The 25,263-nt window shown below is 63.3% G+C and carries 22 protein-coding genes; 18 read left to right on the forward strand and 4 right to left on the reverse strand.

The window, feature by feature from the left end:
* Positions 1-17: 17 nt before the first annotated feature.
* The 3 genes from lepA (at position 18) to K940_RS0124540 (ending at position 6,369) form a co-directional block, all read left to right on the forward strand.
* Positions 18-1,928, forward strand: a complete 1,911-nt coding sequence (lepA, locus tag K940_RS0124530; protein ID WP_081706663.1) for a translation elongation factor 4 — start codon at positions 18-20, stop codon at positions 1,926-1,928.
* A gap of 266 nt (positions 1,929-2,194) precedes the next feature.
* The gene (locus K940_RS32725) at positions 2,195-4,477 is read left to right on the forward strand and encodes a hypothetical protein (RefSeq protein WP_028479642.1); all 2,283 of its coding nucleotides are present in this window, start codon (positions 2,195-2,197) and stop codon (positions 4,475-4,477) included.
* A gap of 92 nt (positions 4,478-4,569) precedes the next feature.
* Positions 4,570-6,369 carry a dynamin family protein gene (locus tag K940_RS0124540; protein WP_028479643.1) on the forward strand — a complete coding sequence of 600 codons (1,800 nt, stop codon included), beginning with the start codon at positions 4,570-4,572 and terminating at the stop codon, positions 6,367-6,369.
* Between the two features lie 15 nt (positions 6,370-6,384).
* Here the strand turns inward: K940_RS0124540 and K940_RS0124545 are convergent, their stop codons facing one another.
* On the reverse strand, positions 6,385-8,370 hold the full coding sequence (locus K940_RS0124545) for a glycoside hydrolase family 15 protein (protein WP_028479644.1): 1,986 nt from the start codon (positions 8,368-8,370) through the stop codon (positions 6,385-6,387).
* Between the two features lie 102 nt (positions 8,371-8,472).
* Here K940_RS0124545 and K940_RS0124550 point away from each other — a divergent pair, with 102 nt between their 5' ends.
* On the forward strand, positions 8,473-8,754 hold the full coding sequence (locus K940_RS0124550) for a hypothetical protein (RefSeq protein WP_028479645.1): 282 nt from the start codon (positions 8,473-8,475) through the stop codon (positions 8,752-8,754).
* Between the two features lie 89 nt (positions 8,755-8,843).
* Here the strand turns inward: K940_RS0124550 and K940_RS0124555 are convergent, their stop codons facing one another.
* Positions 8,844-9,899 (reverse strand): M48 family metallopeptidase, encoded by a 1,056-nt coding sequence (locus tag K940_RS0124555; RefSeq protein WP_028479646.1) that lies wholly within the window; start codon positions 9,897-9,899, stop codon positions 8,844-8,846.
* 66 nt (positions 9,900-9,965) lie between these two features.
* On the opposite strand from K940_RS0124555, the gene K940_RS34215 reads away from it, so the two are divergent.
* The 14 genes from K940_RS34215 to K940_RS0124625 all read left to right on the forward strand — a co-directional run bounded on the left by K940_RS34215 (position 9,966) and on the right by K940_RS0124625 (position 23,083).
* Positions 9,966-10,055, forward strand: a complete 90-nt coding sequence (locus tag K940_RS34215) for an Ms4533A family Cys-rich leader peptide (RefSeq protein WP_369797538.1) — start codon at positions 9,966-9,968, stop codon at positions 10,053-10,055.
* 208 nt (positions 10,056-10,263) lie between these two features.
* Positions 10,264-11,310, forward strand: coding sequence for an extracellular solute-binding protein (locus K940_RS0124565; protein WP_028479647.1), 1,047 nt, complete (start codon positions 10,264-10,266; stop codon positions 11,308-11,310).
* Between the two features lie 35 nt (positions 11,311-11,345).
* On the forward strand, positions 11,346-12,236 hold the full coding sequence (gene cysT / locus K940_RS0124570; protein ID WP_369797539.1) for a sulfate ABC transporter permease subunit CysT: 891 nt from the start codon (positions 11,346-11,348) through the stop codon (positions 12,234-12,236).
* Positions 12,233-13,039: a sulfate ABC transporter permease subunit CysW gene (gene cysW / locus K940_RS0124575; protein WP_028479649.1), complete on the forward strand. Its 807-nt coding sequence runs from the start codon at positions 12,233-12,235 to the stop codon at positions 13,037-13,039. The genes cysT and cysW overlap by 4 nt, the downstream gene beginning before the upstream one ends.
* Complete coding sequence (locus K940_RS0124580) at positions 13,036-14,031, forward strand: sulfate/molybdate ABC transporter ATP-binding protein (RefSeq protein ID WP_028479650.1); 996 nt, start codon at positions 13,036-13,038, stop codon at positions 14,029-14,031. The genes cysW and K940_RS0124580 overlap by 4 nt, the downstream gene beginning before the upstream one ends.
* A gap of 198 nt (positions 14,032-14,229) precedes the next feature.
* The gene (locus tag K940_RS0124585) at positions 14,230-15,240 is read left to right on the forward strand and encodes a diiron oxygenase (RefSeq protein ID WP_051407538.1); all 1,011 of its coding nucleotides are present in this window, start codon (positions 14,230-14,232) and stop codon (positions 15,238-15,240) included.
* Between the two features lie 108 nt (positions 15,241-15,348).
* The gene (locus K940_RS0124590; RefSeq protein WP_051407513.1) at positions 15,349-16,338 is read left to right on the forward strand and encodes a diiron oxygenase; all 990 of its coding nucleotides are present in this window, start codon (positions 15,349-15,351) and stop codon (positions 16,336-16,338) included.
* A 113-nt stretch (positions 16,339-16,451) separates the two neighbouring features.
* Complete coding sequence (locus K940_RS34220; RefSeq protein WP_369797540.1) at positions 16,452-16,619, forward strand: diiron oxygenase; 168 nt, start codon at positions 16,452-16,454, stop codon at positions 16,617-16,619.
* Between the two features lie 17 nt (positions 16,620-16,636).
* On the forward strand, positions 16,637-16,942 hold the full coding sequence (locus tag K940_RS34225; protein ID WP_028479654.1) for a diiron oxygenase: 306 nt from the start codon (positions 16,637-16,639) through the stop codon (positions 16,940-16,942).
* Between the two features lie 223 nt (positions 16,943-17,165).
* Positions 17,166-18,170 (forward strand): Hsp70 family protein, encoded by a 1,005-nt coding sequence (locus K940_RS30250; RefSeq protein ID WP_196812359.1) that lies wholly within the window; start codon positions 17,166-17,168, stop codon positions 18,168-18,170.
* A gap of 157 nt (positions 18,171-18,327) precedes the next feature.
* Positions 18,328-19,323, forward strand: coding sequence for a diiron oxygenase (locus K940_RS0124610; RefSeq protein ID WP_028479655.1), 996 nt, complete (start codon positions 18,328-18,330; stop codon positions 19,321-19,323).
* A 9-nt stretch (positions 19,324-19,332) separates the two neighbouring features.
* Positions 19,333-20,916, forward strand: a complete 1,584-nt coding sequence (locus K940_RS0124615; RefSeq protein WP_028479656.1) for a 4Fe-4S binding protein — start codon at positions 19,333-19,335, stop codon at positions 20,914-20,916.
* Between the two features lie 147 nt (positions 20,917-21,063).
* Entirely contained in the window at positions 21,064-22,062 is a 999-nt protein-coding gene (locus K940_RS0124620) for a diiron oxygenase (protein ID WP_028479657.1), read from the forward strand.
* A 22-nt stretch (positions 22,063-22,084) separates the two neighbouring features.
* Positions 22,085-23,083 carry a diiron oxygenase gene (locus K940_RS0124625; protein WP_051407515.1) on the forward strand — a complete coding sequence of 333 codons (999 nt, stop codon included), beginning with the start codon at positions 22,085-22,087 and terminating at the stop codon, positions 23,081-23,083.
* 13 nt (positions 23,084-23,096) lie between these two features.
* On the opposite strand, the gene K940_RS0124630 is transcribed toward K940_RS0124625, so the two are convergent.
* Together K940_RS0124630 and K940_RS0124635 are read right to left on the reverse strand one after the other, a co-directional pair.
* Positions 23,097-23,846 (reverse strand): sirohydrochlorin chelatase, encoded by a 750-nt coding sequence (locus tag K940_RS0124630; RefSeq protein ID WP_028479659.1) that lies wholly within the window; start codon positions 23,844-23,846, stop codon positions 23,097-23,099.
* Between the two features lie 127 nt (positions 23,847-23,973).
* Entirely contained in the window at positions 23,974-25,263 is a 1,290-nt protein-coding gene (locus tag K940_RS0124635) for a sulfate adenylyltransferase subunit 1 (RefSeq protein WP_028479660.1), read from the reverse strand.

Genomic DNA, 25,263 nt, shown 5'->3' on the forward strand with positions numbered 1-25,263 from the left:
TCGGCCGCGCACCGCTCATGGGACCATGGACGGGCAGTTCGCCGATACCCATGAGGAGTGGAGTGCCCGCCAGTTTCGCTGATACGACGTTCACCGATCCGGCCCGGATCAGAAACTTCTGCATAATTGCTCACATCGATCACGGCAAGTCGACGTTGGCCGATCGGATGCTGCAACTGACCGGTGTGGTCGAGGAGCGGCGGATGCGTGCCCAGTACCTGGACCGTATGGACATCGAGCGCGAACGTGGCATCACGATCAAGGCGCAGAACGTGCGGCTGCCCTGGACCCCGCGAGCGGGCGACGGCGCCGGGACCGATTTCGTGTTGCACCTCATCGACACGCCCGGCCACGTCGACTTCACCTACGAAGTGTCACGTGCTTTGGAAGCCTGTGAGGGCGCGATTCTGTTGGTCGACGCTGCTCAGGGTATCGAGGCGCAGACACTCGCCAACTTGTATCTCGCGCTGGAGAAGGATCTGACGATCATTCCGGTGTTGAACAAGATCGACTTACCAGCCGCGGACCCGGAACGGTACGCCGCCGAGTTGGCTCACATCGTGGGGTGCGAGCCGTCGGATGTGCTGCGTGTCTCCGGCAAGACCGGCGAGGGTGTAGTCGAACTACTCGACCAGGTGATCGCGCAGGTACCGCCCCCGGTCGGTGTCGCCGACGCGCCTGCGCGCGCGATGATCTTCGACTCGGTCTATGACACCTATCGCGGGGTGGTCACCTATATCCGGGTGGTGGACGGCAAGCTGACTCCACGCGAGAAGATCAAGATGATGTCCACCGGCGCCACGCACGAGCTCCTGGAAATCGGTATCGTTTCGCCGGAGCCCAAACCCACCCGAGGTCTCGGTGTGGGCGAAGTCGGCTATTTGATCACCGGCGTGAAGGACGTGCGGCAATCGAAGGTGGGCGACACCGTGACCACGGCACGTGGCGGCGCCGTGGAACCGCTCACCGGCTATCGCGAGCCGCGTCCGATGGTCTACTCGGGTCTCTACCCGGTGGATGGTTCCGACTATCCGGACTTGCGCGACGCTTTGGAGAAACTACAGCTCAACGACGCCGCGCTGACCTACGCTCCGGAAACCTCGGTGGCGCTCGGGTTCGGGTTCCGCTGCGGTTTTCTGGGGTTGCTGCACATGGAGATCACCCGGGAGCGTCTACAGCGTGAGTTCGGCTTGGAACTGATCTCCACTGCGCCGAACGTCGTCTATCGGGTAGAGATGGAAGACGGGGCCGAACAGGTGGTCACCAATCCGTCGTATTGGCCTGAAGGAAAGGTCGGCAGCGTCTACGAGCCGGTCGTGAAGTGCACGATCATTACCCCCAGCGAGTTCATCGGCTCGATCATGGAACTGTGTCAGTCGCGTCGTGGCGATCTCGGTGGGATGGACTATCTGTCGGAGACCCGCGTCGAGTTGCGTTACGCGATGCCGATGGCAGAGATCATCTTCGATTTCTTCGATTCGCTGAAGTCGCGAACCCGAGGATATGCCAGCCTCGACTACGAAGAGGCGGGTGAGCAGCAGTCGCAGTTGGTGAAGGTCGACATCCTGCTGCAGGGCGAGGCGGTGGATGCGTTCAGCGCGATCGTGCACCGGGATGCGGCGCAGGCATACGGCCGCAAGATGACCAGCACACTGCGCGAGCTGATTCCGCGCCAGCAGTTCGAGGTGCCCATTCAGGCAGCGATCGGCTCGAAGATCATCGCCCGCGAGAACATCCGGGCGATCCGTAAGGATGTGCTCGCGAAGTGCTACGGCGGTGACATCAGTCGCAAGCGCAAGCTGCTGGAGAAGCAGAAGGAAGGCAAGAAGCGGATGAAGACCATCGGCCGCGTGGATGTTCCCCAGGAGGCTTTCGTGGCCGCGCTGTCCTCCGACGCCGCCGCCGACAAGCCGAAGGACAAGAAGTAGTCCGAAGGTCGGCGTTGGCTGGTCGGCCAGCGCCGACGCGGTATACCGCGACGTCGGGCATGTCGGCTTGCGGCAGGTCGGGGCACTGTCCGAAATAGGGCTTTCGGTTTCGTTATCGATTGAATACAACCATGTTGCTCGATATGTTCGTGTTCTCTAAAGTCCTGAAGTAAGCAGCGGGAGACCCTTCCGATGCGTCAGTGGTTTTTGTTCGTTTGGTCGTACCAGCGTGATATCGATGCGGGACAACCGGGAGTGGAGCTCTAATGACGCGTGATCTGCCCTTCGACGGCGGCGCCGAAGGAGCTGAACGCCCGGCCGACACTGCCTATCGCGTCCTCAGCGGTGCAGCCCGGGTGGCGCGGGCCGGCGCCTACGTCACCGGCGGCGCCCTGATGGCTGCCAACGGTGGTGAGGTCTTGCCCGAGTCGGGTGAATCTCAACAGGACAGCTGGAATGCCAATTGGGCCCGCCGCAGCGATCCCGATCCCAATCAGCCGAGCCTCGTGATCACCTTCCCGGATCGAGTGCCAGAGCTCGAACGGCCTTCCGCGCGCGCATTCGATGCCGACTCGACGCAGACGGACTCGAGCGTGACTGTCGAACAGGTGGCGATGCGGCACCCCACTCTCGGCGGCGAGCGCAGCGGAACCGATGCCGGCCCGACATCGCCGAGCACGCCGGGACTCGACTCGGGCGGGTACTCGATGCACCTGTCCGGATACGACGGTGAGGACACCCGCGGACTCGGGGGTACTCCGAGTGGGGACGATGGTTCCGAAAGCGGACTGGCTCTCCCGGGGAGTGGGGGCAGCTCGGCCGATGTGCCGACCTCGCCCGGTGCTGAATCGGAATTCCTCGACGACCTCGACGTGCCCGGGTTCGGCCTACCCGGGGATGGACCGGGGTGGGCCGGCCATGGTTTCGGTCTACCCGACGCGAACGGCTTCGTTCCAGGTTCGGGAGCCTTCGAGCTGCCAGGAAGCAATGGGCTGGGCGCTCCGACGGAGGGTGACGTCTTCGTTGGGGTCGGTATCAGCGGCAGTCTCGGGATATCCGTGGACACGGCGTGGTCGCTCGATGTCGCCGTCGGTCTTGATGGGATCTATTTCGAATCGGAGATGAAGGTCGAGGTCGAGGTCGAGGTCGAGGTCGAGGTCGAGGTCGAGGTCGAGGTCGGTCGGGTCGGTGACCAACTCGGCGAGGTGGCGGTGCCGTCTGCGGGCAATTCTGCTGGGCAGGGCTCGGGTGCCGCCCAGCCGTCGGTGGGCTCGGGTACGAGTCTGCCGTCGGTGGGCTCGGGTGTCACTACGGCATCGACTGGACCTGCCGCGGTCGCGCCAACTCCCACGGCGCCGGTCACTCCGGGCGCTTCGATGTCGGTTTCGGCGGTTGCCCCGGTTACTGCTGCCCCGGTGGTTGCTACCCCGGTGGTTGCTGCCCCGGTGGTTGCGACTCCGGCCGCCGCGGCTCCGGCTCCTGCCCCGGTTGTCGCCGTGACTCCGTTGCAAACCACTGTTCAGCCGGACGCCGCCACGACGCCGATTGCCAATGTGGGCGCTGCGCCCGAGGGATCGTTGCTGTTGACCGCCCCGGCCGCCGATCTCCCGGCACTGTTCGACAGGATCTTCTCGAAACAGGCCGACGAGCCGGCGTCGATGTCCGATTCACAGGCATCCGAATCGACCAGCGCGCTCACCACCGCAGTGACCAGTTCGACAGCGCCGAACGCAGCTGCCAGTTCCACGGCAGCAACCAGTTCTTCCGCGGTGAGCAGTCCGACGATCTCACGTGCAGCAGGTGACGAGGTGGGTTTGTCCGGACCCCGCACGTGGGACATCGAGGTCACCACGACGCGTGCGCACACATCGGCGCCGGACACCGCGACCACGGCACCTGGTGTGACCGGTACCACGACGTCGGATGCGACCGTCACTCAATCCCCGCCGACCACTTCCGGAAGCGATGCGACGGCGCCGAGTAGCGATGCCGGTCGGCCGCCGGCAGCCGACCCGTCGATCATCGATGGGCCAACAGCTGAGCCGCCGAGTGCGGATGCGCCGACAGCGGTGCCGCCGAGTGTCGATGCGCCGCCAGTCGAGCCGCCGAGTGCGGATGCGCCGACTGATGGGGCGCAGACACCCGACGTGCCGGACCTGAAGCCACCAGCGGCTGGCACGCCGAAAGCGCCGCAACCCTCGGATCCGGCATTGTCGCCGCCGGACCAGGGGCGCGCGGGAACTCTCGAAACCTCGTCCACCGATGGGCCAACCATCGGCCCGCTCTCTCCAGATACCGGTGTCCAAAACTTTCCGGGACCCGAGCAAGCATCGATCGAGCCACTCAGGACAGATTCCGACGACCCGCAAGGGATTTCGGCTCCGACGGTGGCACACGGTCTCGCAGTACCTCCGGTGGCCGACTACGAGTACCACCAGTGCGGACTCGTTGCCGCCGCAGGCGGTCTGTCGGAGGGACTGTTTCCGCAACCGGTTACCGGTGCGGGGCACCACTCCGGCGCGAGCGCGTTGGACGGCTCCGTGCTGTAGCTGGGCCGCCAACGAGTCGGACGGGTGAGCGTCCGCAGGGGGAAGTGGATCGAGAATTGCCGAGCTCGGGTCTCCGAGAGTAAGGACGAGGGTTGTCTGCCGCTGCCGGGCTGAAGGCCGCGACTGTGAAGCATCCGGAGACGATGGCTCCGATCATCGGCATACTCGACGAGTTGCGGGAGATGACTCGAACGGCGGGGCGTGAGGACCTCGGCATTCGGCTGAGCATGGTTCGCGCTCGCGCGAGCGATCCGCGGCTGAGGCTCGTGGTGGTCGGCCATCCGAAGAATGGCATGAGCACGTTGGTCAACAGCCTGGTGCGCGCTTCGGTCAGTGCGACCAACAGTGATCTCAGCGTCCCGGTGATCGTCGAGTACGGCCCCGAACCGACCGCGACTCTCGTGCGTCGGGCGGCGTCTGGACGAACCGAGCGCCAGCTGGTCGACCCGCTCGACGCCGGCGCTGCTTTCAGCGCTCAGGCTGTGGTGCGTACCGAGTTCACCCAGCCGAGCCCATTGCTCGCCAGCGGTGTCGTGATCATGGATGCCCCCGGAGCTCGGGGTGACAACCGGACTATGCGGTCGATGATTGCTGCCGCCGACGCCGTGTTGTACGTGAGTGATGCCGACGCCGAGTTGACCGGGGACCAGATCACCGAGTTACAGCGCATTCAACGGATCTGCCCCACAGTGGTCTGTGTGCTGAACAAGATCGATCTCTATCCGCACTGGGCGCACACCCAGCAGCGTAACCGGGATCTACTCGACGCGGCCGGGCTCGGGTTCGCGGTGGCGCCGGTATCGGCCCGGCTGCACCAGCAGGCGGGTAGAGCAGGCGAGTATCACAGCGACATCGAGTCCGGTGTACCGCAGCTGATCGATCATCTGCGCGACTATGTGATCGCCAAGGCCGACTCGGTGGTTTCCGAAGCCGCGGTCCAAGACATCACCCTGGTCTGCGACCACCTTGCGGTGACACTACGCTCGGAGGCCGACGCGCTGCGCGATTCGCACCGCAGGGCCGAGATGCTCGCCCGACTCGACCATGCGCGCAACGAAGTCGACGAGCTGCGCCAGCGCACCGCGAACTGGCAGGTCACGCTGGCCGATGGTGGCACGGAATACATGGCCGACATCGAGCACGACTTGCGCCACCGGCTACGCAGCCTGACCCGCGACGCCGAGGCCGAGATCGCCCGAACCGATCCGGCGCGCCGATGGAAGGAGTTCGGCGCCGACCTGGACACGCGCATTTGCGAAGCAGTCGAACAGAATTTCGCCATGGCCCACTATCGGATCGTCGAGCTGTCCGAGCAGGTGACCGAGATGTTCCCGATCGATCGGCCTCGTCCGCAGCTACCCGATCTACGACACACGCAACCCGGCGACGTATTGGAGGCGGTTGTCCCGCTCGAGCCGTTGGTCAGCGCGAAATCCACACCCTTGGCACATTCTCTCAGCGCTCTACGGGGATCGTATGGCGGCATCCTGATGGTCGGCCTCGTCACCAGTCTCCTGCACATGTCACTGGTGAACTGGTACTCGGTGACGGCCGGCATACTCTTGGGTGCCAGTGCCCTCTTCGACGAGCGCAAGGCCGCGAAGACTCGCCGGCAAGCAGAGGCCAAGGTCGCCGTTGCGCGTTTGATGGACGACGTGGTCTTCCAGGTCGGCAAGGAATCGCGTGCTCGCGTGCGCGCGGTGCAGCGTGCCCAGCGTGACCATTTCACCGATGTCGCGAATGAAACCCATCGTTCGCTGGATGCATCGTTGCGTAACGCGGAAGAGGCCGCTGCGCACTATTCGGATGAGCGTCGACATCGTCGAAGCGACGAACTCGACCGACTCTTGGTTCGTCTGCGTACGCTCCGCGAGCGTGCCGCAACGCTGTGATAGGGCTCGGTGTGTTCACACTGGGTGGCCCTGCGGCGAGTGTGCCGGCTGGAACTGATGGGCGTGCCGCAAATCCTCGGCTCGAATCACGTGTGTCACCGCGTTGATCAGAGCGAGGTGGGTGAATGCCTGCGGGAAATTGCCGAGATGGCGGCCGCTGCGGGGATCGATTTCCTCGGCGAACAGTCGCAATGGACTGGCGTAGCCGAGCAGTCGTTCGCACAGATGCAGGGCGCGTTGAAATTCACCGATCTCCACCAGTGCGGAGACCAGCCAGAACGAGCAGATCGTGAACGCGCCCTCGGTGCCGCTCAAGCCGTCGTCGGTCGTCTCGGTCCGATACCGCAGCACCAGACCGTTTTCGGTGAGTTGGTCGGCAATGGCCAGCACAGTGGCGCACACGCGATGGTCCTCCGGTGGCAGGAATCGGGTGAGCACCACCAGCAGCAGCGAGGCATCCAGGGTGTCGCCGCCGTAGACCTGGGTGAACACGCCGTTGGCATTCACGCCGTTGGCCAGAATGTCGGCCTTGATCTCTTCGGCAGTCGCGGACCACTCGGCGGCGTGGTCGAACTGTCCGTGTAGTTCCGCGAGCTTCGCGCCTCGGTCGAGCGCTACCCAGCACATCACTTTGGACGAGGTGAAATGCTGCGGCTCGCCACGCACCTCCCAGATGCCGCGGTCGGGTTGTTGCCAATGCTCGATGGCTGCGTGCACTTGACGGACCAGCAGCGGCCACAGGGTCTCCGGAACCTGCTGGCGCGACTTCACATGCAGATATACCGCATCGAGCATGGTGCCCCAGATGTCGTGTTGCTGTTGGTTGTAGGCGTTGTTGCCGATTCGCACCGGCCGAGCGCTGTCATAGCCACCGAGGTGGTCGAGGACGCTTTCGGTGAGCTCGCGTTCCGCCCCGATGCCGTAGAGCACCTGGAGCGGGGCTGGGTCGCCGTTCGCCCCGGTGGTTGCGTCGTTGAGGAAGGCGAAGAAGTCGTCGGCCTCGCGATCCAGACCGAGCGTGTACAGACCCCACAGCGCGAAACTCGCATCCCGCACCCACGTGTAGCGGTAGTCCCAGTTGCGTTCGCCACCAGGTGTTTCCGGAAGCGAGGTGGTAGCGGCTGCCATCAGTGCGCCGGTGGGGGCGTAGGTGAGCCCTTTGAGTGTGAGTGCGCTGCGCTGCAAGTAGTCACGCCACGGGTGATCCGGAAACTTGCCCAGTGTGATCCATTGCCGCCAACATTCGGTGGTCTGCCACATCTTCTGCGCCGCCTCGTCGAAGGTGCGTGGCGCGGGCAATTCCGACCACGTGAGCGCGACGAAGACTTCGTCGCCTTCCTCCATTCTGGTGCGGGCGCGCGCCTCCCTGCCTTCCAGGCCGAGGCGCAAATTCGTGGTGAGCACCAGCGTCGGACCCATGCTCGCGTCGTCGCTGGGGACTGCGGTCGCTTCCTCGTACACCTTACCGGTGTACTCCCATCGGGCGGTGGCGCGATGGTAGTCGAACGCGGGTTCGCAGCTCATTTCGAGCTCCACAGTGCCGTTCACGCATTTCACCGTGCGCAACAGCAGGTGGCCGGCATCCCAGTCCATCGGGGTGCGGCGATGAGTCTTGCTGCGTTGATCATTGTTGTGCCACTCCCCGAGCACCAGGGCGTCCCGCACGATCAGCCAGCCGGTTCCGGTTTGCCACGTGGTTTCGAGGATCATTCCGCCGGGCAGATAACGGCGGGCGGCGGGTACATTGACCCCGTAGGGTCCGATCCGGAAATGACCCGCGCTGCGGTCCAGGATGGCGCCGAAGATGCTCGGCGAATCCGGTCGGGGCACGCACATCCATTCCACGGAGCCATTGCTGGCGACCAGGCAGCTGGTCTCGCAGTCGGACAGGAACGCGTAGTCGTCGATCGGGGGATAGGCCCCGCGACGTTGCGGTTCGCTCAGGTTCGACAACGAAACCACGTCGGGATCGTCGGCCGGGAAATCGACAAGGGAGCCCATACCCCATCTTCAGCCGCAGGCATGGGCGCCGTCCACTGCGCCGCCGGAGTGCCGGTTTCACGGCCTCGCGGTCTCGGTCGGCGGACCGACTAGGCTGAACCCGTGCATCGCATCGCAGGATGGTGGGACGGTTTCGAGCTGTGGGTCGCGGGGCTGCCGTTCATACCGCAGTTTCTCGTGGTCCTCGTAGGCATGGTTCCGATCAGCACGGCGCTTGCCTACGGGCTCGACCGCGTCGTGCGTGCTGTGCTGCGCAGGGCTGATCGCGGCTCTGTCACCGCCGCCGCTTCGATCGGGCCTGTGCAGGTCGGCGCGCCGTTGGCCGCGGAACCCGAGCGTCTGGTCGTAGACGACCGCGCGCCCGTCTCGAGTGGAGCGCGCTGATGCCCCGGTCTCGGGTTCAGCTCGCGTTGATCGCCCTGTTGGTGCTCGTCGTCGTCGCCTGGTTGTTCACCCGTTGACCGGCATGTCGCTCAGTTGGCGCCACTTCGCCAATCGGTGAATCGTTTGCCGATCTTCACGACCGTCTCACCGACCTCCTGCGCGACGGTTCCCGCCGCCGTACCGACATCGCGACTCAGTGTGCGCACCGTCCGGATGAGCGGGTCTTCGGACTGATCGAAAGTCGCGCTGTAGGCTCGAGCGGCTTGTTTCATCTCGTCGGTAAGGGTGGCCTCGCGGTCCTGTTCGCGGCGCGGGTAGCTGCCTGCGACGATACGGTCGTACTCGCCGCTGTGGACCCAACGGCGCAGTTCCGCCGCGCGTAGCACGGAGAACGGGTGGCTCTGTAGTTCCAGATTGAGCAGTTTGAGCACCCCGTCGCGGAGGTCGCCGGAGCGCTCGTAGTCGTCCGCCTGGGCCAGGAAGGCCCCGAGATTCATCTGTTCGACGCCGGCGCCACCGGCCAACTTCATATGCACCCGGGTCGAGGCCTCGACGTCTTGGCTGCACAGTAGCCCTGCGCGGTCGCCGGACAGCTCGGACTTGCGGCTCCATTCCATCAGCGCTGCGACCACAGCGCGCAGCGCCCAGCCGCCCACCGGCATCCATCCGAAATTCGCCGTGATCCGTAGCAGATGCATCAGCATCGTTCGATACACCGCGTGTCCGGACAGGGCGTGTCCCAGTTCGTGGCCGACGACGAAGCGCAGCTCCTCGACGTCGAGCAGATCGATCAATCCTGTGGTCAGAACGATGAACGGCTGGTCCATGCCGATGGTGAACGCGTTCACCTGCGGGCTCTGTAGTACGAACAGCTCCGGTGTGGTCGGAGCATCCATGATCTGTACGCAGTCTCGGCGCAGGTGATGCAGCGTACGGAACTGCCGCTGTTCCACACGGACCGCGGTGGCCAGATAGAGCAGCCTATGCTGGCGTTCCTGCAGCACGCTCGACAGTGTCCGCAGTACGATGTCGAACCCCGACAATGAGCGCAAGGCGACCAGTGCGGTGCGGTCGGCAGGATGCTCCCACGCGCGGGTGCTGATGCCTGGGAACTGTGCCCGGATACGATCCGGAGTGGCGGTCATGGATCGAACCCTCTTTCGGTCACTCTTCGATTCGGCCTGCGCCGTATGCTCTGCTACAGTCTGCCCGTGTTGTCGAGCGCTGTCCCGCAGGTCCGCCATGAATTGGCGTTGATCGCTGTAGGTGACCTCGCCGTCGCGGACATCTACTGTCGTTGATCGGCGGTTGGGCGCGCTCGAGTTTCGCTTCCAGTAGGTCTGCACACTGTCCACCTACGAAGTGGCTGCGCCCGGCTGGTCGAGGTCGGCTGCGCGCCAGGTCGCGTGTGCGGTCGACGCGTCGACGCTCCTGACCTGATCGACACTCCGATTGCCGCCACCGAGGACCCACCGGACGGATGGCGGTTCGCAAGAAAGGTCCCTCCCGATGGCTCGCATCTCCTGGCTTCTTCGACGCCGGCAGCGCCTCTCGGCCGCGGTCGTGGCGCTTGCGACGCTGGGTGTGGCCGCCTGCGGTGGCGGAGCCAGTGATTCGACCGACGGGCGCGGCGCGGACGGTAGCGCCGGCACTGTGAACCTGTATGCCTTCGCTGTGCCGAAGCCTGGTTTCGACCGGGTCATCGCGGAGTTCAACGAGACCGACGCCGGCGCCGGCGTGCAGATCCGGGCGTCCTACGGTGCCTCCGGCGATCAGTCCCGCAAGGTCAAGGACGGCGCCCCCGCGGACGTGGTGAGTTTCTCGATCGAGCCCGATGTGACGCGTCTGGTCGACGCCGGCCTGGTGGATGCGAGCTGGGACGCAGATGCCACCAAGGGCGTTCCTTTCGGTTCGGTGGTGACGATCGTGGTGCGCGAGGGCAATCCGAAGGGCATCGAGGACTGGGACGATCTGCTGAAACCGGGTATCGAGGTGGTGACCCCGAACCCGTTCAGCTCCGGATCGGCCAAATGGAACCTGCTGGCGCCCTATGCCGCCAAGAGCGCAGGGGGCGCGAACCCGCAAGCAGGCTTGGACTACCTGAGCCGATTGATCACCGAGGATCATGTACGCGTGCAGCCGAAATCCGGTCGCGAGGCCACCGAGGCATTCTTGCAGGGCACTGGTGATGCGCTGTTGAGCTATGAGAACGAGGCGATCTTCATCGAGCGCACCGGCGAGCCGATCGAACATATCGTCCCGCCGGTCACCGTGCGGATCGAGAATCCGGTAGCCGTGCCGGAGAACAGTCGCAGCCGCGAGCAGGCCATCGCTTTTCGGGACTTCCTGTTCTCCGTCGCCGGGCAGCGGGCCTGGGCCGAGGGAGGTTTCCGACCGGTCGATCCGCAGGTCGCTGCGGAGTATGCCGACCAGTTTCCGACTCCACAGCAATTGTGGACGATCGCCGACCTGGGTGGTTGGTCGGCGGTGGACGCGAGCTTGTTCGATCCGGACACCGGCGCTGTCGCGGCGATCTACGACGACGCGACCGAATGACGGGTGACCCAGGTTACAACGGATACTGGACGACCGTGACCGACAGCAGTAATTCCGGTGCCCCACAGGTGGACACCCACGCTTCCGCCACCAGTCGCCGGGCACGACGCAGGAATCGGTCGTGGCTGCGGGTGACCGGCACGGTGGGTCCACTCGGCATCGCCACGGCGGTGCTGTGGCTGAGCATCATCGTGCTGCTGCCACTGGCCGCATTGGCGGTGACCAGTCTCGAGGATGGGTGGAGCGGGTTCTTCGATGCGGTCACCGCGCCCGCTGCGGTGGCCTCGCTGCGGGTGACCGTATTCATCTCGGCGGTGGTCGCGCTGATCAACGTCGTGATGGGTACGCTCCTGGCCTGGGTGTTGGTCCGCGACGAGTTCGTCGGGAGGGGAATCGTCAATGCGCTCATCGATCTGCCGTTCGCGCTACCGACGATCGTGGCCAGCATCGTGCTGCTGTCGTTGTATGGGCCACAGAGTCCGATCGATGTGCAACTGAACGCCACTCAGCCGGGGGTGATGGTGGCGTTGGCGTTTGTCACCCTGCCCTTCGTCGTGCGATCGGTACAGCCGGTACTGATCGAAGCCGACCGAGAGGTGGAGCAGGCCGCACTCTCACTCGGCGCGAGCAATTGGACCACCTTCCGTCGAATCGTGCTCCCTGCGCTCACTCCGGCCATCATCAGCGGCGGCGGTCTGGCCTTTGCCCGCGCGATCGGTGAATACGGATCGGTCGTACTGATAGGTGGTGCGATTCCGCGCAAGACCGAGGTGGCTTCCCAATACATTCAGAAGCAGATCGAAAGTGACCGGCTGGTGAACGCGGCGGCAGTGTCGGTGGTGCTCCTGGCGATCTCGTTCACGACATTGGTTGTGCTGCGACTGCTCGCCGAACGTTCCGCGCGGAGGGAGCGCGCGACCCTATGAAGCTGTCCTTATCGGCACGTCTTTCGCTTCGAACGGTGGCGCTGGGCTACCTGTTCGCGCTGCTGTTGTTGCCGTTGCTCGTCATTCTGTGGCGTACCTTCGAGCGGGGAGTGGGTGCGTTCATCGACTCGATCAGTACTCCAGCGGCGATCTCTGCGTTCCAGCTGTCCATGCTCATCGTGGTCGTCGTCGTTCCGATCAATGTGGTCTTCGGGGTGGTGACGGCCCTCGCCTTGGTCCGTGGGAGGTTCCCCGGCCGTAATCTGGTGCAAGGCGTCGTCGACTTGCCGTTCGCCACATCACCTGTGGTCGTGGGTGTGGCGTTGATTCTGTTGTGGGGTGCGGGTGGATGGTTCGGTGGGTTGGAGAAACTTGGGCTCCAGGTCATCTTCGGACTACCGGGCATGGTGATCGCGACCATCTTCGTGACCCTGCCGTTCGTGGTGCGCGAGGTGGAACCGGTGCTCGTCGAGATCGGCGACGATCAAGAGCAAGCTGCGGCAACCCTCGGTGCGTCTGCGTGGCAGTCGTTCTGGCGGATCACCCTGCCGGCGATTCGCTGGGGCCTCACCTACGGCGTGGTGCTCACCGTCGCCCGCGCCCTCGGTGAATTCGGTGCGGTGATCATGGTGTCGTCCGCACTGCCCGGTGAGTCGTTGACGTTGACGTTGTTGGTGCACGGCCGCTACATCAACGACCACAACACCTTCGGTGCCTATAGCGCGGCGACGCTGTTGATGGGCATCGCCCTTCTCACCCTGGTATCGATGACCCTTCTGGAACGTAGGCGGGACGCCAAGTGATCACTGTGACCAACGCGAAGAAGAACTACGGTTCGTTCGCTGCTCTCGATGACGTGAGCATCGACATCCCATCCGGTGAACTGACCGCGTTGCTCGGTCCTTCCGGTTCTGGCAAGTCGACGCTGTTGCGCTCCATTGCCGGCCTCGAGTCGCTGGACACCGGCGTGGTCACCATCGCAGGGCGCGACGTGACCCGGGTGCCGCCGCAGAAGCGCGGCATAGGTTTCGTGTTCCAGCATTACGCCGCCTTCAAGCACATGACGGTTCGGGACAATGTGGCATTCGGGCTCGAGATCCGTAAGCGCCCCAAGAGCGAGGTCGCCCGTCGCGTCGACGAACTACTACACATCGTCGGGCTGGATGGCTTCCAACATCGATATCCGGCGCAGTTGTCCGGCGGTCAGCGCCAGCGCATGGCGCTCGCTCGCGCGCTCGCCGTCGATCCGCAGGTGTTGTTGTTGGACGAACCATTCGGTGCGCTGGACGCCAAGGTCCGGGCGGACTTGCGTACGTGGTTGCGCCGTCTCCACGAAGAGGTTCACGTGACCACCGTGCTGGTCACCCACGATCAAGAGGAGGCGCTCGACGTCGCCGACCGGATCGCAGTGATGAACAGCGGACACATCGAGCAGATCGGTACCCCCGAGGATGTGTACGACCGGCCGGCGAACGAGTTCGTCATGTCGTTTCTCGGTGCGGTGGCCCGGCTCAACGGGCATTTGGTGCGCCCGCACGACATTCGCGTCGGTCGGGATCCGAGCATGACCTTCGCCGAGGACGAAGGAACCGCGAAGTTGGCGGGTGTCACCCGGGCGTCGGTGGAGCGAGTCGTACCGCTCGGTTTCGAGGTCCGGGTGGAGTTGCGCAACGCCGCGACCGGTGATCTGTTCACCGCGCAAGTCACGCGAGGTGATGCCGAGGCGCTGCGCCTTTCCGACGGTGAAACGGTGTACGTCCGCGCCACGCGTATTCCGGAACTGCCTGCACAGTAAATGTTGCGAGCTCCCGCACGGCTCGGGTGCCGCAGCGTTCGCGAGGGACGTGTCACCGCTGGCATCAGCATAGGAAATGTCGGTTCGTCCTCGAGGTGGTTTCGTCCGAATGCACAGGGCGCGTCGGCGGTGTACCTTGGCGACATTGGTGTGACTCGCAGATATATCAAAGTGTGGCGCGCGAGAGGCGGTGGTGTGATGCACGCAGTCGGGCCGAAGTCGGTCGACATCGATGCCGATGTCGATGCCGATGGCGATGAGGCTCGGGAGTATGTCGAGAATGTTCGGTTGCTCTCCGAGGGATCGGTGCGCCGGAGTTTCGATCCGTACACGGATATCGACTGGGACAATCCCGAGTTTGCGGTCGAGGCCAACGAAGAGGGGTGGATTCTTCCCGCTGCGAGTGATGTGATGGCCCGCCACCCGTGGTATCAAGGGCTGCCGACCGAGAAGAAGATCGCGATCGGTAAATACCGGACCGCCAACATGTGCAAGGTCGCACTGCAGAACGAGTGTGTGTTGATCAGTGGTATGGCTGTGTTCAACTTCGGTCTGCCGGTTGGTTCACCGGAGTTCGAGTATTGCACTCACGAGATGATCGAGGAACACAATCATAATTTGATGTTCGCGGAGCTGATCAAGCGAATCGGTCCGGCGGAGCCGGGGCCGATGTGGCTGAGGAGGGGCAGGACAGCGGGTGCGTTGGCTGCCGCGCTGGCTCCGAACCTCTTCTTCATGATCGTTCAGGTGGTCGAGGATGTTCCCGACTGCATGCAGAAGATGATCTTGCGTGCCGGGGACCAAGTGCACCCGCTCCTGCGCAACGTGATTTCCATTCATGTCGCAGAGGAGTCGCGCCATATCTCCTTCACGCGCGAGTTTCTGAAGAAAAATGTACCCCCGAAGAACCCGCTGTCCAAGTTCGTGCTGTCGATGGCCTTTCCGCTCATCATCCGGATGAGTAGTCGGGTTCTCTTGCTTCCGTCGATGCGGTTCTATCGGAAATTCGATGTGCCGAAGGATGTCCAGCGGCAGATGTACGGTACCCCGGAGGCGGCGCAGTATCTGAGTGAGTTCTTCACGGATTCACGCACATTGGCTCATGAGATAGGTCTGATGAACCCGGTCGCCAAGGCGCTGTGGAAGATGCTTCGGATCGACGGCGGCAGGTCCAGATTTCGGTCGGAGCCACTGCGTCGAGCACGGTGACTCGGGTCCTCGGTGTCGCCTCGTCGGCGTCGTGGACCGGTGTAGCCTGCCAATATTGTGTAACTCGAAGATACAGCAAAATGTGAATCGCGAGAGGCGGTACTGGTGATGGAAGCTGTCGGGCCTGCTGATGCGGTCGGTGCCGATGTCGCCACGGCGCTGGACTATGCCGAGAACGTGCGGTTGCTTTCCGAGGGGGCGATGCGGAGGCATTTCGACCCCTACGGAGACATCGACTGGGACAACCCGGAGTATGCCGTCGGCGCCAATGAAGAAGGGTGGATTCTACCTATCTCCGATTCGATGGCCCGTCACCCTTGGTACCAACAGTTGCCCGTCGAGCAGCAGATCGCGATCGGCAAGTATCGGCTGGCCAGCATTTGTCGGGTCGCGCTGCAGAACGAGTGTGTGCTGATCAGCGGACTGGCCGTCTACAACTTCGGTCTGCCGGACGGCTCGCCGGAGTTCGAGCACTGCACTCACGAGATGATCGAGGAACACAACCACAATCTGATGTTCTCGCAGTTGATCAGTCGAATCGGTTCGGCGGACTCGGGGCCGTGGTGGCTACAGTGGCTCAAGACTTCGGGTGCTCTGACCGCGGCGATGGCTCCCAACCTTTTCTTCATGATCGCGATATCCGGCGAAGAGCCCGGAGACAGCATGCAGCGGATGATCTTGCGCGCGGACAGGGCGCACCCGTTGTTGCGCAGCGTGATGGCCATTCATGTCGCCGAAGAGTCTCGGCATATCTCTTTCGCACGGGAATTCCTCAAGAACCGTGTGCCCAAAGTGAATCCGGTGCACAGATTCGTCTTGTCGTTGGCTTTTCCGATCGTCATGCGAGCGGGCGGCTACAGTCTCTTGTTGCCGTCGCGGCAGTTCTATCGGAAATTCGATGTACCGAAGAAGGTGCGCAAGGAGGTGTTCTACACCGCCGAGGCGGCCCAATACACGAGCGAATTCTTCAACGATTCGCGTACCCTGGCCTACGAGATCGGTGTGATGAACCCGGTCGCCAAGGCGCTGTGGAAGATGTTGCGGATCGACGGCGGCCGGTCCAGATTTCGGTCGGAACCGGTACGTCACGCGAGTTGACCCTTGGTCGGAGTAGCTACCCGTGGTGGGAGTAGCTACTCTTGGGAGTCGATCGATCGTGCAGACGTGATCGGGTGCAGGCGGTGATGGTGATGCCCGAAGGTGCCTCACGGATGGTCGATACCTTCTTCATGATCGTGATCTCCGCCGAGGAGCCGGGCGACTATATGCAGAGGGTGATCCTGCGTGCGGGCGAACAGGTGCACCCGCTCGTGGGTCGCATAATGGCCATCCACGTAGCAGAAGAGTCACGGCACATTTCGTTCGCTCACGACTCCTGAGAAACCGTGTACCCCATATGAATCCGGTACGCCGATTCGTGCTGTCGTTGGCGATGCCGCTGTTGATGCGAGTGAACGGCGATGCCATTCTGATTCCGTCGCGCCAGTTCTTCGAGAAGTTCGATGTACCGAAGGACGTTCGCAAGCAGGCGTACTACAGCGCCGACGCAGCGCGGTATGTGAGTGAATTCTCCAATGACGCACGAGCCCTGGCCCATGAGATCGGCTTGATGAACCCCGTGTCCAAGCTCGTCTGGAAGATGGCCCGGCTCGACGGTCGCGTGTCCCTATATCGATCGGAGCCGCGGCGCGAGGCGAGGTAGACATCGCTGATGGGCGACCGCAGTCCATCGGTCCACAGCCGACCATCGAGGCGGGGTGCGGACATTTGGTTGTCCTGCCTTGGCACGGCCATCGCGGAGTGGTTGCCTGGACGTCGTTCGAAGCACATCGGCACGGCGATCAGGGGCGATTGCGATGGCGGTTGGGCTCGGTTTGAGTATCGGCACGGCGAACACGGTTTCCGTTCGCGCGGAGGTGGGTTCGGTGAACGTGCCACCGGCGTCGCCGACATCGCAGTGTCCACCGACGATCATGCGTCGGACCACACTCGCCTTCGACAGCACGGGAGCGGCTGTGGTCGGCGCGATACCTCGGCATGGCCGGATGGTCACGGACTTCGCGGACCTGACCCGCCGATCGGACAACCGCGTGCGGATAGGGAATCGGGCGGTGGAGGCGCCGGAGCTTGTCGCCAGGGTTGCCGAGTGTCTGGTCGGCGAGATGCTGAGCGATCCTCGGGCACGCGATCCTCGGGCGCTGGGCGCGGACGTCGGTATCGCGCTGAGCTACCCGGCACACTATGCCGATGAGCACGTCGATGCACTGGCTGCGGCGCTCGATGGCATCGGGCTCGATCGAGTCGTCCTGATCCCGGAACCTGTAGCGGCGGCGCTGTGGCTGGAAGCAGCTCGCGGGCCATTGCGCCCAGGATTGATCTTGGTCTACGACCTCGGCGCCGGTCTGAATGTCACCATGGTCCGCGTCGCCGCAGGGCGTGTACAGGAGGCGATTGTGGGAGTGCCCTTGTATTCTTCGCAATTCGGCGGGCGTGTGTTGGACGCGACGCTCGCCGAACACGCCCTGCGTGGCGCGCCGGTATTGTCGGAATCGGATGGCGCGTCGGTCATCGACGCACTGCGGGGCCGTCACGTGCGTGCATCGCTCGATCTCGTATACCGCTGCTCGCAGCTCGCTGGTCTCAGCGTGACGGACATCGACTGTGTGCTCGTGGTCGGTGGTGCGGCACAGCCCGCGGTTGTAGCCCAGGTCCTTGCGGACGAATTGGCCAAGCCTACATTCATTGCGCAGAACCCCGAACGGACGATTGCTGGAGGCGCCGCGCTCGCCGGCCGCCGAGCAGCGGCTACCGCGGCGCTGGTCGGACGCCGCCAATATCAGCAATACCATGCCGGTGTGCGTGCGTCCACGCGTGCTCTGGCATTGTCGCGCCGGGCCAAGCGTCGAGTGTCCAGAGCTGGAGGCGTGTGACTGCGGAACGTGCGTGACACACCGTTGGTGCGCGTGATGAGGGCGCGCACCGACGGATAGTGTCGGCAATCGTTTGGTTGACGCGACTCACCATCGGTGTAACCTGAGCCTATTAATGTAACCACCAGGCACGGTAACTCGATTCAGGAGGGTGGCGATGGCCAGATTTCGGGTCGCTTCTCAGACGGTCGACTCCGATCCAGCAACGACGCACGAGTATGTCGAGAAAGTGCGGATGCTTTCCGCAGCGTCGGTGCGCAAGTATTTCGATCCGTTCATCGATATCGACTGGGACAGCCCGGAGCTCGCGGTCGACGCCAATGTAGAAGGGTGGATTCTCCCAGACGACGATACGGTGGGTCGCCACCCCTGGTACAAGGCACTCCCGGTCGAGAAGAAGATCGAGATCGGTAAGTATCGGAATGCGCAAATGGCCAAAGTCGGGGTGGAAATGGAGAACTTGATGATCAGTGGCGTGGCCATGCGCAATTTCAGTTTGCCCAATTGTTCGCCGGAGTTCGAATTCTCCAGCTACGAGATGATCGAAGAGCACAAGCACAATTTGATGTTCATGGAGTTGATCCGTCGAATCGGGTTGGACGTGCCGGGCTCGAAGGGATTGCGCAGCTGGCGGCTCCTCGGTGCAGTGAGCGGAGCTTTTTTCCCCGACGTGTTGTTCATGATCGTTTTGTCCGGGGAGGAGCCGCTCGACCGCCTCCAGCGGATGACCGTACGTGCAGGCGACAAGATGCACCCGCTGGCTCGCGCCGTGGCTTCGCTGCACATCCAGGAGGAGGCGCGGCATCAGTCCTTCGCACACGAACTGTTGAGGGATCGTGTGCCCCGGATGAACACGGCATACAGGTTTATACTGTCGATGTTCTATCCGGTGTTGATCCGCTTGATTTCCCAAAACTGCTTGATTCCGCCCGAAGATTTCTTCAGAGAATTCGGCGTACCGAAGAAGGTCCGTAACGAGATGTTCTATTCCGACGACGCTCTGCGGACCGCATCCGAATACTTCACGGATTCGCGCTCCTTGGCGCATGAGTTCGGTTTGATGAACCCGGTTGCCAAGTCGGTGTGGAAGATGTTGCGGATGGATGGCGGCGCGTCCCGATTTCAGTCGGAGCCCGTGCGCGTAGCGAGTTAGGTTCGACGAATGCCATACGTCATAACCCAATCGTGCTGTAATGATGCGTCGTGCGTATTCGCCTGTCCGGTCAATTGTATCCATCCCACACCGGACGAGCCGGACTTTCTGAACGTCGAGATGCTCTACGTCGACCCGCAGACATGCGTGGATTGCGGTGCCTGTGTCACCGCGTGTCCGGCCGAGGCGATCACCTCGTCGCAACGATTGACCCCGGAGCAGAAGCCGTTCATCGAGATCAACGCCGATTTCTATCGGCAGTCCCGGCCGCGTGCACTGCTGGCGCCGCCGGTGCCGACAGCGCTGATTCGCGCCGAGCGAACCCCACTGCGGGTGGCGATCGTGGGGTCGGGGCCGTCGGCGATCTACGCTGCCGACGAACTGCTCACACAACCCAACGTCTCCGTCACGGTGCTCGATCGGCTGCCTATTCCGTACGGCATGGTCAGATACGGTGTCCCGCCGGACCACCTGAATACCCGTCGGGTCAGCACCTTGTTCGATGTGATCTCGGCGCAGCCCGGGTTCGGCTCGTATTTGAATGTCGATGTCGGCGTCCATCTGTCGCATGCCGAACTACTGCAGCATTTTCACGCGGTGATCTACGCAGTGGGCGCGGGGTCGCATCGGGAGTTGGGTATTGCCGGTGAGGACTTGACCGGTTGTGTGCCCGCCGCCGATTTCGTGGCCTGGTACAACGGACGTCCCGACTACCCACAGCCGACATTCGATCTGTCCACTCGACGCGCGGTCGTCGTAGGAATCGGCAATGTCGCGCTCGATGTCGCGCGGGTGCTGACCGGGAGTCCGGAGGATCTGGTCGACACCGCTATCGCTCCGAACGCGCTACGAGCGCTGCGGGAGAGCAAGGTCGAGGAAGTGGTGATACTTGCCCGCCGCGGCCCACTCGAGTCGGCATTCACCGTGCCGGAGTTGGTCGACCTGCTCGGCCGCGATGTGGACATCGTGATCGAAGGGGATCTGCCCGACTCGTGCGAGGGGCTGCCGATCGATCAAGAGCACAAGCTGCGTCTGTTGCACAGCGTGCGTGCCCGTCCGGTTGGTCAGCGCAAGCGAATCGTGTTCCGTTATCTGGCAGCGCCGACCGAAATCCTCGGCACCGATCGGGTGACCGGTGTCGAAGTGGGCCATACCAGGCTGCGCACCGATCCGGACGGGCAGGTTCGCGCCGTTCGCGCGGAGGGTATCGATCGACTCGAAACGGGTTTGGTTCTGGTGTCGATCGGCTACCGGGGTGTCCCGATCCCGGGTTTGCCCTTCGATGAGCCGGCGTCGGTCATCCCCAATCAGCGGGGGCGGGTGCTGTGGCAGCCGGGGGGCGAACCTGTCGTCGGCACGTACGTCACCGGTTGGATCAAGCGGGGCCCGCACGGTTTCATCGGCACCAACAAGTCGTGTGCGCAGGAGACGGTCAGACAGTTGGCCACCGACTTCAATATGGGACGCTTGCCCGAACCTCCAGGTGGCACCGCCGATTTCGATCGGCTCGTGCGGCGCCGGCAGCCTGCGGTTCGCGCTGGCGGATCTGCCGCTCATGGCAGTCGACTTCGCCGTCTACTCCCTCGAGCATGAATCCATCGGGCGGCCATGTCGCCGTGGCTGCACGCCTGTGGCCTTGCTCGGCATGATCGTGGAGCAAACATTGTGGTTGATCCACCCCGTTTTTGATGTAACCATGAGAAACAATAAAAGGCGTTGGGCGTAGGAGAGGCGGTGACGATGAAGCCGGCAACCACATCGACCGCGGCGGATTCGGAGGTCGCGAGCGACGAAGAGTATGCGGAAAAACTGCGGCTGCTCTCCGAGGGATCGGTGCACAGGCATTTCGATCCGTACAAGGACGTCGACTGGGACAATCCAGACTATGCGGTAGACGTCGGCGCGGAGCGTTGGATTCTGCCATCGGTCAACGACATGATAGCCAAGCACCCCTGGTATCAGAATCTGCCGATCGATCAGCAGATCGCCATCGGCAAATATCGAATGGCGAACATCGTCAAGGTGGGCCAACAACTCGAGTGCGTTCTGATCAGTGGGATGGCCCTCTACAACTACAGCGTGCCGAACGGTTCCCCGGAATTCGAGTACTGCACCCATGAGATGATCGAGGAACACAACCACAATCTGATGTTCCAGGAGATGATCGACCGGATCGGTATGGACGTGCGCGGTCTGGGTTGGCCGTTGCGGGAGCTCAAGTTTCTGGGCGCATTGATGGCGTCGTGGTTTCCGAACATATTTTTCATGATCGTCGTCGCCGGCGAAGAACCTGTGGACCATGTCCAGAAGCAGCTACTACGCTCGAGCGAAGATATACATCCGATCGTGCGTAATGTGATGTCGGTTCACCTGGCCGAGGAGGCCCGCCACATCTCCTTTGCGCATGCGTTCCTGAAGAAGCACGTATCTGGATCGAGTCGGCTGGGGAAGTTCGGACTTTCGCTGGTGATGCCCATCATCATGCGGTGGATCGGCTATGCCATCGTGGTTCCGTCGCGAGCGTTTTTCGCCGAGTTCGATATCCCGGACCGAGTTCGCAGACAGATGTTCTACAGCGCTGATGCCGCGCGTTTCATCAGCGACTATTTCGATGACGCGCGGGTCCTGGCCAATGATGTCGGCCTGATGAATCCAGTGGCCAAGGTGGTGTGGAAGATCCTTCGGATCGACGGTCGTCTGTCCCGCCATCGGTCGGAACCCCAGCGCGATGCGACCTAGGTCGTAGTGAAAGGCAGTGCCGATGAAGCCCGTTGTCACCTCACCCTCGGCCGATTCCGACACGCCGCTCATCGAGGAGTACGACGAGACGGTGCGGATGCTCACCGACGCGTCGGTGCGCAAGCATTTCGATCCGTATACCGACATCGATTGGGACGACCCCGATATGGCAGCCGAGGCCGGCGAAGAACGGTGGATCCTGCCGCCGGATATCGATGTGGTGGCTATGCACCCGTGGTATCAGGAACTGCCGACCGAGAAAAAAATAGCTATCGGCAAATATCGAATGGCGAATCTCGTGAAGGTCGGCCAGCAGATCGAGCATGTTCTGGTCAGTGGTATGACTTTGTACAATTTCGACGTCCCGAATGGTTCTCCGGAATTCGAATACTGCACACGCGAGATGCTCGAGGAGCACTACCACAGTCTGATGTTCCAGAAGATGATCGATCGGATCGGGGTGGATGTTCCCGGGGTCGATTCGCCGTTGCGAGAACTCAAGTTCTTGGCGGCGCTGGCGGCATCGTGGTTTCCAAACCTCTTCTTCATGGTATTGCTGGCGGGCGAGGAACCGCTCGACCATATCCAGAAGCAGACTCTGCGTGCTGGTGAGCGAGCGCACCCGATCGTGCGCACTGTCACGGCGATTCATCTCGCGGAAGAAGCTCGGCACATCTCTTTCGCGAGCGAGTTTCTGAAAACCCACGTACCCCAAAAGAACCGTGCCCACAGGTTCGTGTTGTCGTTGGTCATGCCATTGCTCATGCGGGAGGTCGGTTACGCGCTTGTGGTTCCGCCGCGGGGGTTCTTCAACGATTTCGACATCCCTCGGCGCGTGGGCAAGGAGATGTTCGGTAATGCCGCGGCAGTCGAGCGGATCAGTGACTATTTCGACGACCTGCGCGCCTTGGCCATGGACATCGGGCTGATGAACCCGGTTGCGAAGATGGCGTGGAAGATCCTCCGCGTCGGCGGCCGCCCGTCTCGCTATCGGTCGGAGCCGCACCGGGTGGCGACATAGGTCATCCGAGAACTCAGGCCGAGAGCGCGGCCGTATCGGCGATCGCAGCGCGATAGCGCTCGAGGATCACCGTGGTCAGTGCCGGGTGCGGACCCAGTACCTCGGCATGGGTGACGTGCGGGGTGGCATGCTTCAGGCGATCGGTGAGTAGACCGGGTGCGAGAAACCAGGGCGCCACCAGCACGTGGCGCGCTCCGCGGGCACGCAATCGCGCGATGGCGAGGGTGGCCGACGGTTCGGTGGTGACGAAGCAGGGCTCGGTGCGCCAGCCGGTCCGGGCGGCGAGTCGAGTCGCTACCGCTGTGGTGCGCGCGTTGGCGGCCGCCGCAGACGAGCCGACCGCCGCGACCGCGATACCGACAGCATGCGTTGTGGCAGCGCCCCCGGGGCCGCCGGCAGCGGCGCGGACCCGATCGCATAGTGCATCGATCAAGGCGGGGTCGGCGCCCAGGACGTCGGCCTGGATCAGTCGCAACTGGGGGTGGCGCGTGCGAGCTGCTGCCAGTAGTCCGGGTAGATCGACGCTGGCGTGGAACGCGCTTCCCAGTAGCAGTGGCGTCACCACAGCGCGCGTATGGCCCGCAGCTGCGACGGCATCCACGACGTGCTCGACCGACGGGGCCGTGAGATCGAGAAAGGCTACCCGCACGTCGAGGTCCGGCCGTGCCGCAGCCACAGCGGCGACAACGGCGGACATGGTCGCCGCCGACCGCGGGTCGCGGCTGCCATGGGCCACCGCGACGAGCGCGGGCTGCCGCCACATCGCACCCGTGACGTGCGTGCTCTCCAGTGCGGTGTGGCGCCGGCAACTCGCCCGGCCCGAGCGGCGCGCGGACCCACCGGTGGCAGGTACCGGCGCAATGCTGGGCGAGAACGACGCTGCGGCCATGTCAGGCTCCGGCGCCGACCTCGACGGCGGTCGCGACATCGCCGACCAAACCCGCGGCCAGAGTGTTTCCGCCAGCTGGGTCGATCAACAGAAAGCTGCCGGTGTGGCGGTTGACGCGGTAGTTGTCGGCAGCGATGGGTTCGGCGACACGAATCGAAACCCGCCCGATGTCGTTGAGCTCCAACGACTCCGGGTTCGGGTCCGCCATGAGGCGCTGCTCGTCGAATCGTTCGAGCAGTGCTCCCACGATTGCCTGGGTGGTACGCGTACCGTGCTTGAGCAGGAGCCGAGCGCCGGGACGCAGGGGTGTATCGCCCAGCCAGCACACTGTGGCATCGAAGGTGTCGCGAGGCTGCGGCGCATCGGACGCCGTGGCGATGAGGTCACCACGGGAGATGTCGACCTCGTCGGTGAGAACCAACGTGACACTGCGGCCGGACTGTGCCACCGCGAGTTCGCCGTCGGGAGTGTCGATTCGCGCCACTGTGGTGCGAACGCCGGACGGCAGCACCACGACCCGGTCACCGGGCGCGACCGCGCCGGCCGCGATCTGTCCGGCATAGCCGCGGTAGTCGGGATATTCGGCGGTACGCGGTCGGATCACGTACTGCACCGGAAAGCGCAGACCCAGTGTGCGATCGCTGGCATTGTCGACCGGCACGGAATTCAAATGCTCGATCAAGGACGGACCGGTGTAGTACGGCGTGTTGTCCGACCGTGTCGCGATATTGTCGCCGTGCAGCGCCGAGACCGGGATCTCCAGTACGTCGTCGTCCGACCACCCCAACGCGCGAGTGAGCTTTCCGAACTGTGCACTGATATCGGCGAACACCGTGGCGGCATCGTCCACCAAGTCGATCTTGTTCACTGCGAGCACCAGCTTCGGCACACCGAGCAACGCGAGGACCGCAGCATGTCTGCGGGTCTGCTCGATCACACCCTTGCGCGCGTCCACGAGCAAGATCACCAACTGCGCGGTGGACGCCCCGGAGACGGTGTTGCGCGTGTATTGCACATGTCCTGGAGTGTCCGCGAGGACGAAGGACCGTTGGGGGGTGGCGAAGTAGCGATAGGCAACGTCGATGGTGATGCCTTGTTCACGTTCTGCGCGCAGCCCGTCGACCAGGAGCGAAAGGTCCGGTGTGGCCAGACCTTTGTCCACCGACGCACGAGTGACGGCGTCGATCTGGTCCGCCAACACCGATTTCGTGTCGTAGAGCAGCCGTCCGACCAGTGTGGACTTACCGTCGTCGACAGAACCGGCAGTCGCCAGTCTCAACAGGTCGGACAT

The sequence above is a fragment of the Nocardia sp. CNY236 genome (genome assembly GCF_000482385.1).
Classification (GTDB): Bacteria; Actinomycetota; Actinomycetes; order Mycobacteriales; family Mycobacteriaceae; genus Nocardia.

What these genes read in the sequence shown, in the direction of transcription:
- lepA (WP_081706663.1), top strand. Translation starts at nt 18, where the DNA reads ATGGGACCATGGACGGGCAGTTCGCCGATACCCATGAGGAGTGGAGTG.
- K940_RS32725 (WP_028479642.1), top strand. Translation starts at nt 2,195, where the DNA reads ATGACGCGTGATCTGCCCTTCGACGGCGGCGCCGAAGGAGCTGAACGC.
- K940_RS0124545 (WP_028479644.1), bottom strand. Translation starts at nt 8,370, where the DNA reads ATGGGCTCCCTTGTCGATTTCCCGGCCGACGATCCCGACGTGGTTTCG.
- K940_RS0124555 (WP_028479646.1), bottom strand. Translation starts at nt 9,899, where the DNA reads ATGACCGCCACTCCGGATCGTATCCGGGCACAGTTCCCAGGCATCAGC.
- K940_RS0124565 (WP_028479647.1), top strand. Translation starts at nt 10,264, where the DNA reads ATGGCTCGCATCTCCTGGCTTCTTCGACGCCGGCAGCGCCTCTCGGCC.
- cysW (WP_028479649.1), top strand. Translation starts at nt 12,233, where the DNA reads ATGAAGCTGTCCTTATCGGCACGTCTTTCGCTTCGAACGGTGGCGCTG.
- K940_RS0124585 (WP_051407538.1), top strand. Translation starts at nt 14,230, where the DNA reads ATGCACGCAGTCGGGCCGAAGTCGGTCGACATCGATGCCGATGTCGAT.
- K940_RS0124590 (WP_051407513.1), top strand. Translation starts at nt 15,349, where the DNA reads ATGGAAGCTGTCGGGCCTGCTGATGCGGTCGGTGCCGATGTCGCCACG.
- K940_RS34220 (WP_369797540.1), top strand. Translation starts at nt 16,452, where the DNA reads ATGGTCGATACCTTCTTCATGATCGTGATCTCCGCCGAGGAGCCGGGC.
- K940_RS34225 (WP_028479654.1), top strand. Translation starts at nt 16,637, where the DNA reads ATGAATCCGGTACGCCGATTCGTGCTGTCGTTGGCGATGCCGCTGTTG.
- K940_RS0124610 (WP_028479655.1), top strand. Translation starts at nt 18,328, where the DNA reads ATGGCCAGATTTCGGGTCGCTTCTCAGACGGTCGACTCCGATCCAGCA.
- K940_RS0124615 (WP_028479656.1), top strand. Translation starts at nt 19,333, where the DNA reads ATGCCATACGTCATAACCCAATCGTGCTGTAATGATGCGTCGTGCGTA.
- K940_RS0124620 (WP_028479657.1), top strand. Translation starts at nt 21,064, where the DNA reads ATGAAGCCGGCAACCACATCGACCGCGGCGGATTCGGAGGTCGCGAGC.
- K940_RS0124625 (WP_051407515.1), top strand. Translation starts at nt 22,085, where the DNA reads ATGAAGCCCGTTGTCACCTCACCCTCGGCCGATTCCGACACGCCGCTC.
- K940_RS0124630 (WP_028479659.1), bottom strand. Translation starts at nt 23,846, where the DNA reads ATGTGGCGGCAGCCCGCGCTCGTCGCGGTGGCCCATGGCAGCCGCGAC.
- K940_RS0124635 (WP_028479660.1), bottom strand. Translation starts at nt 25,263, where the DNA reads ATGTCCGACCTGTTGAGACTGGCGACTGCCGGTTCTGTCGACGACGGT.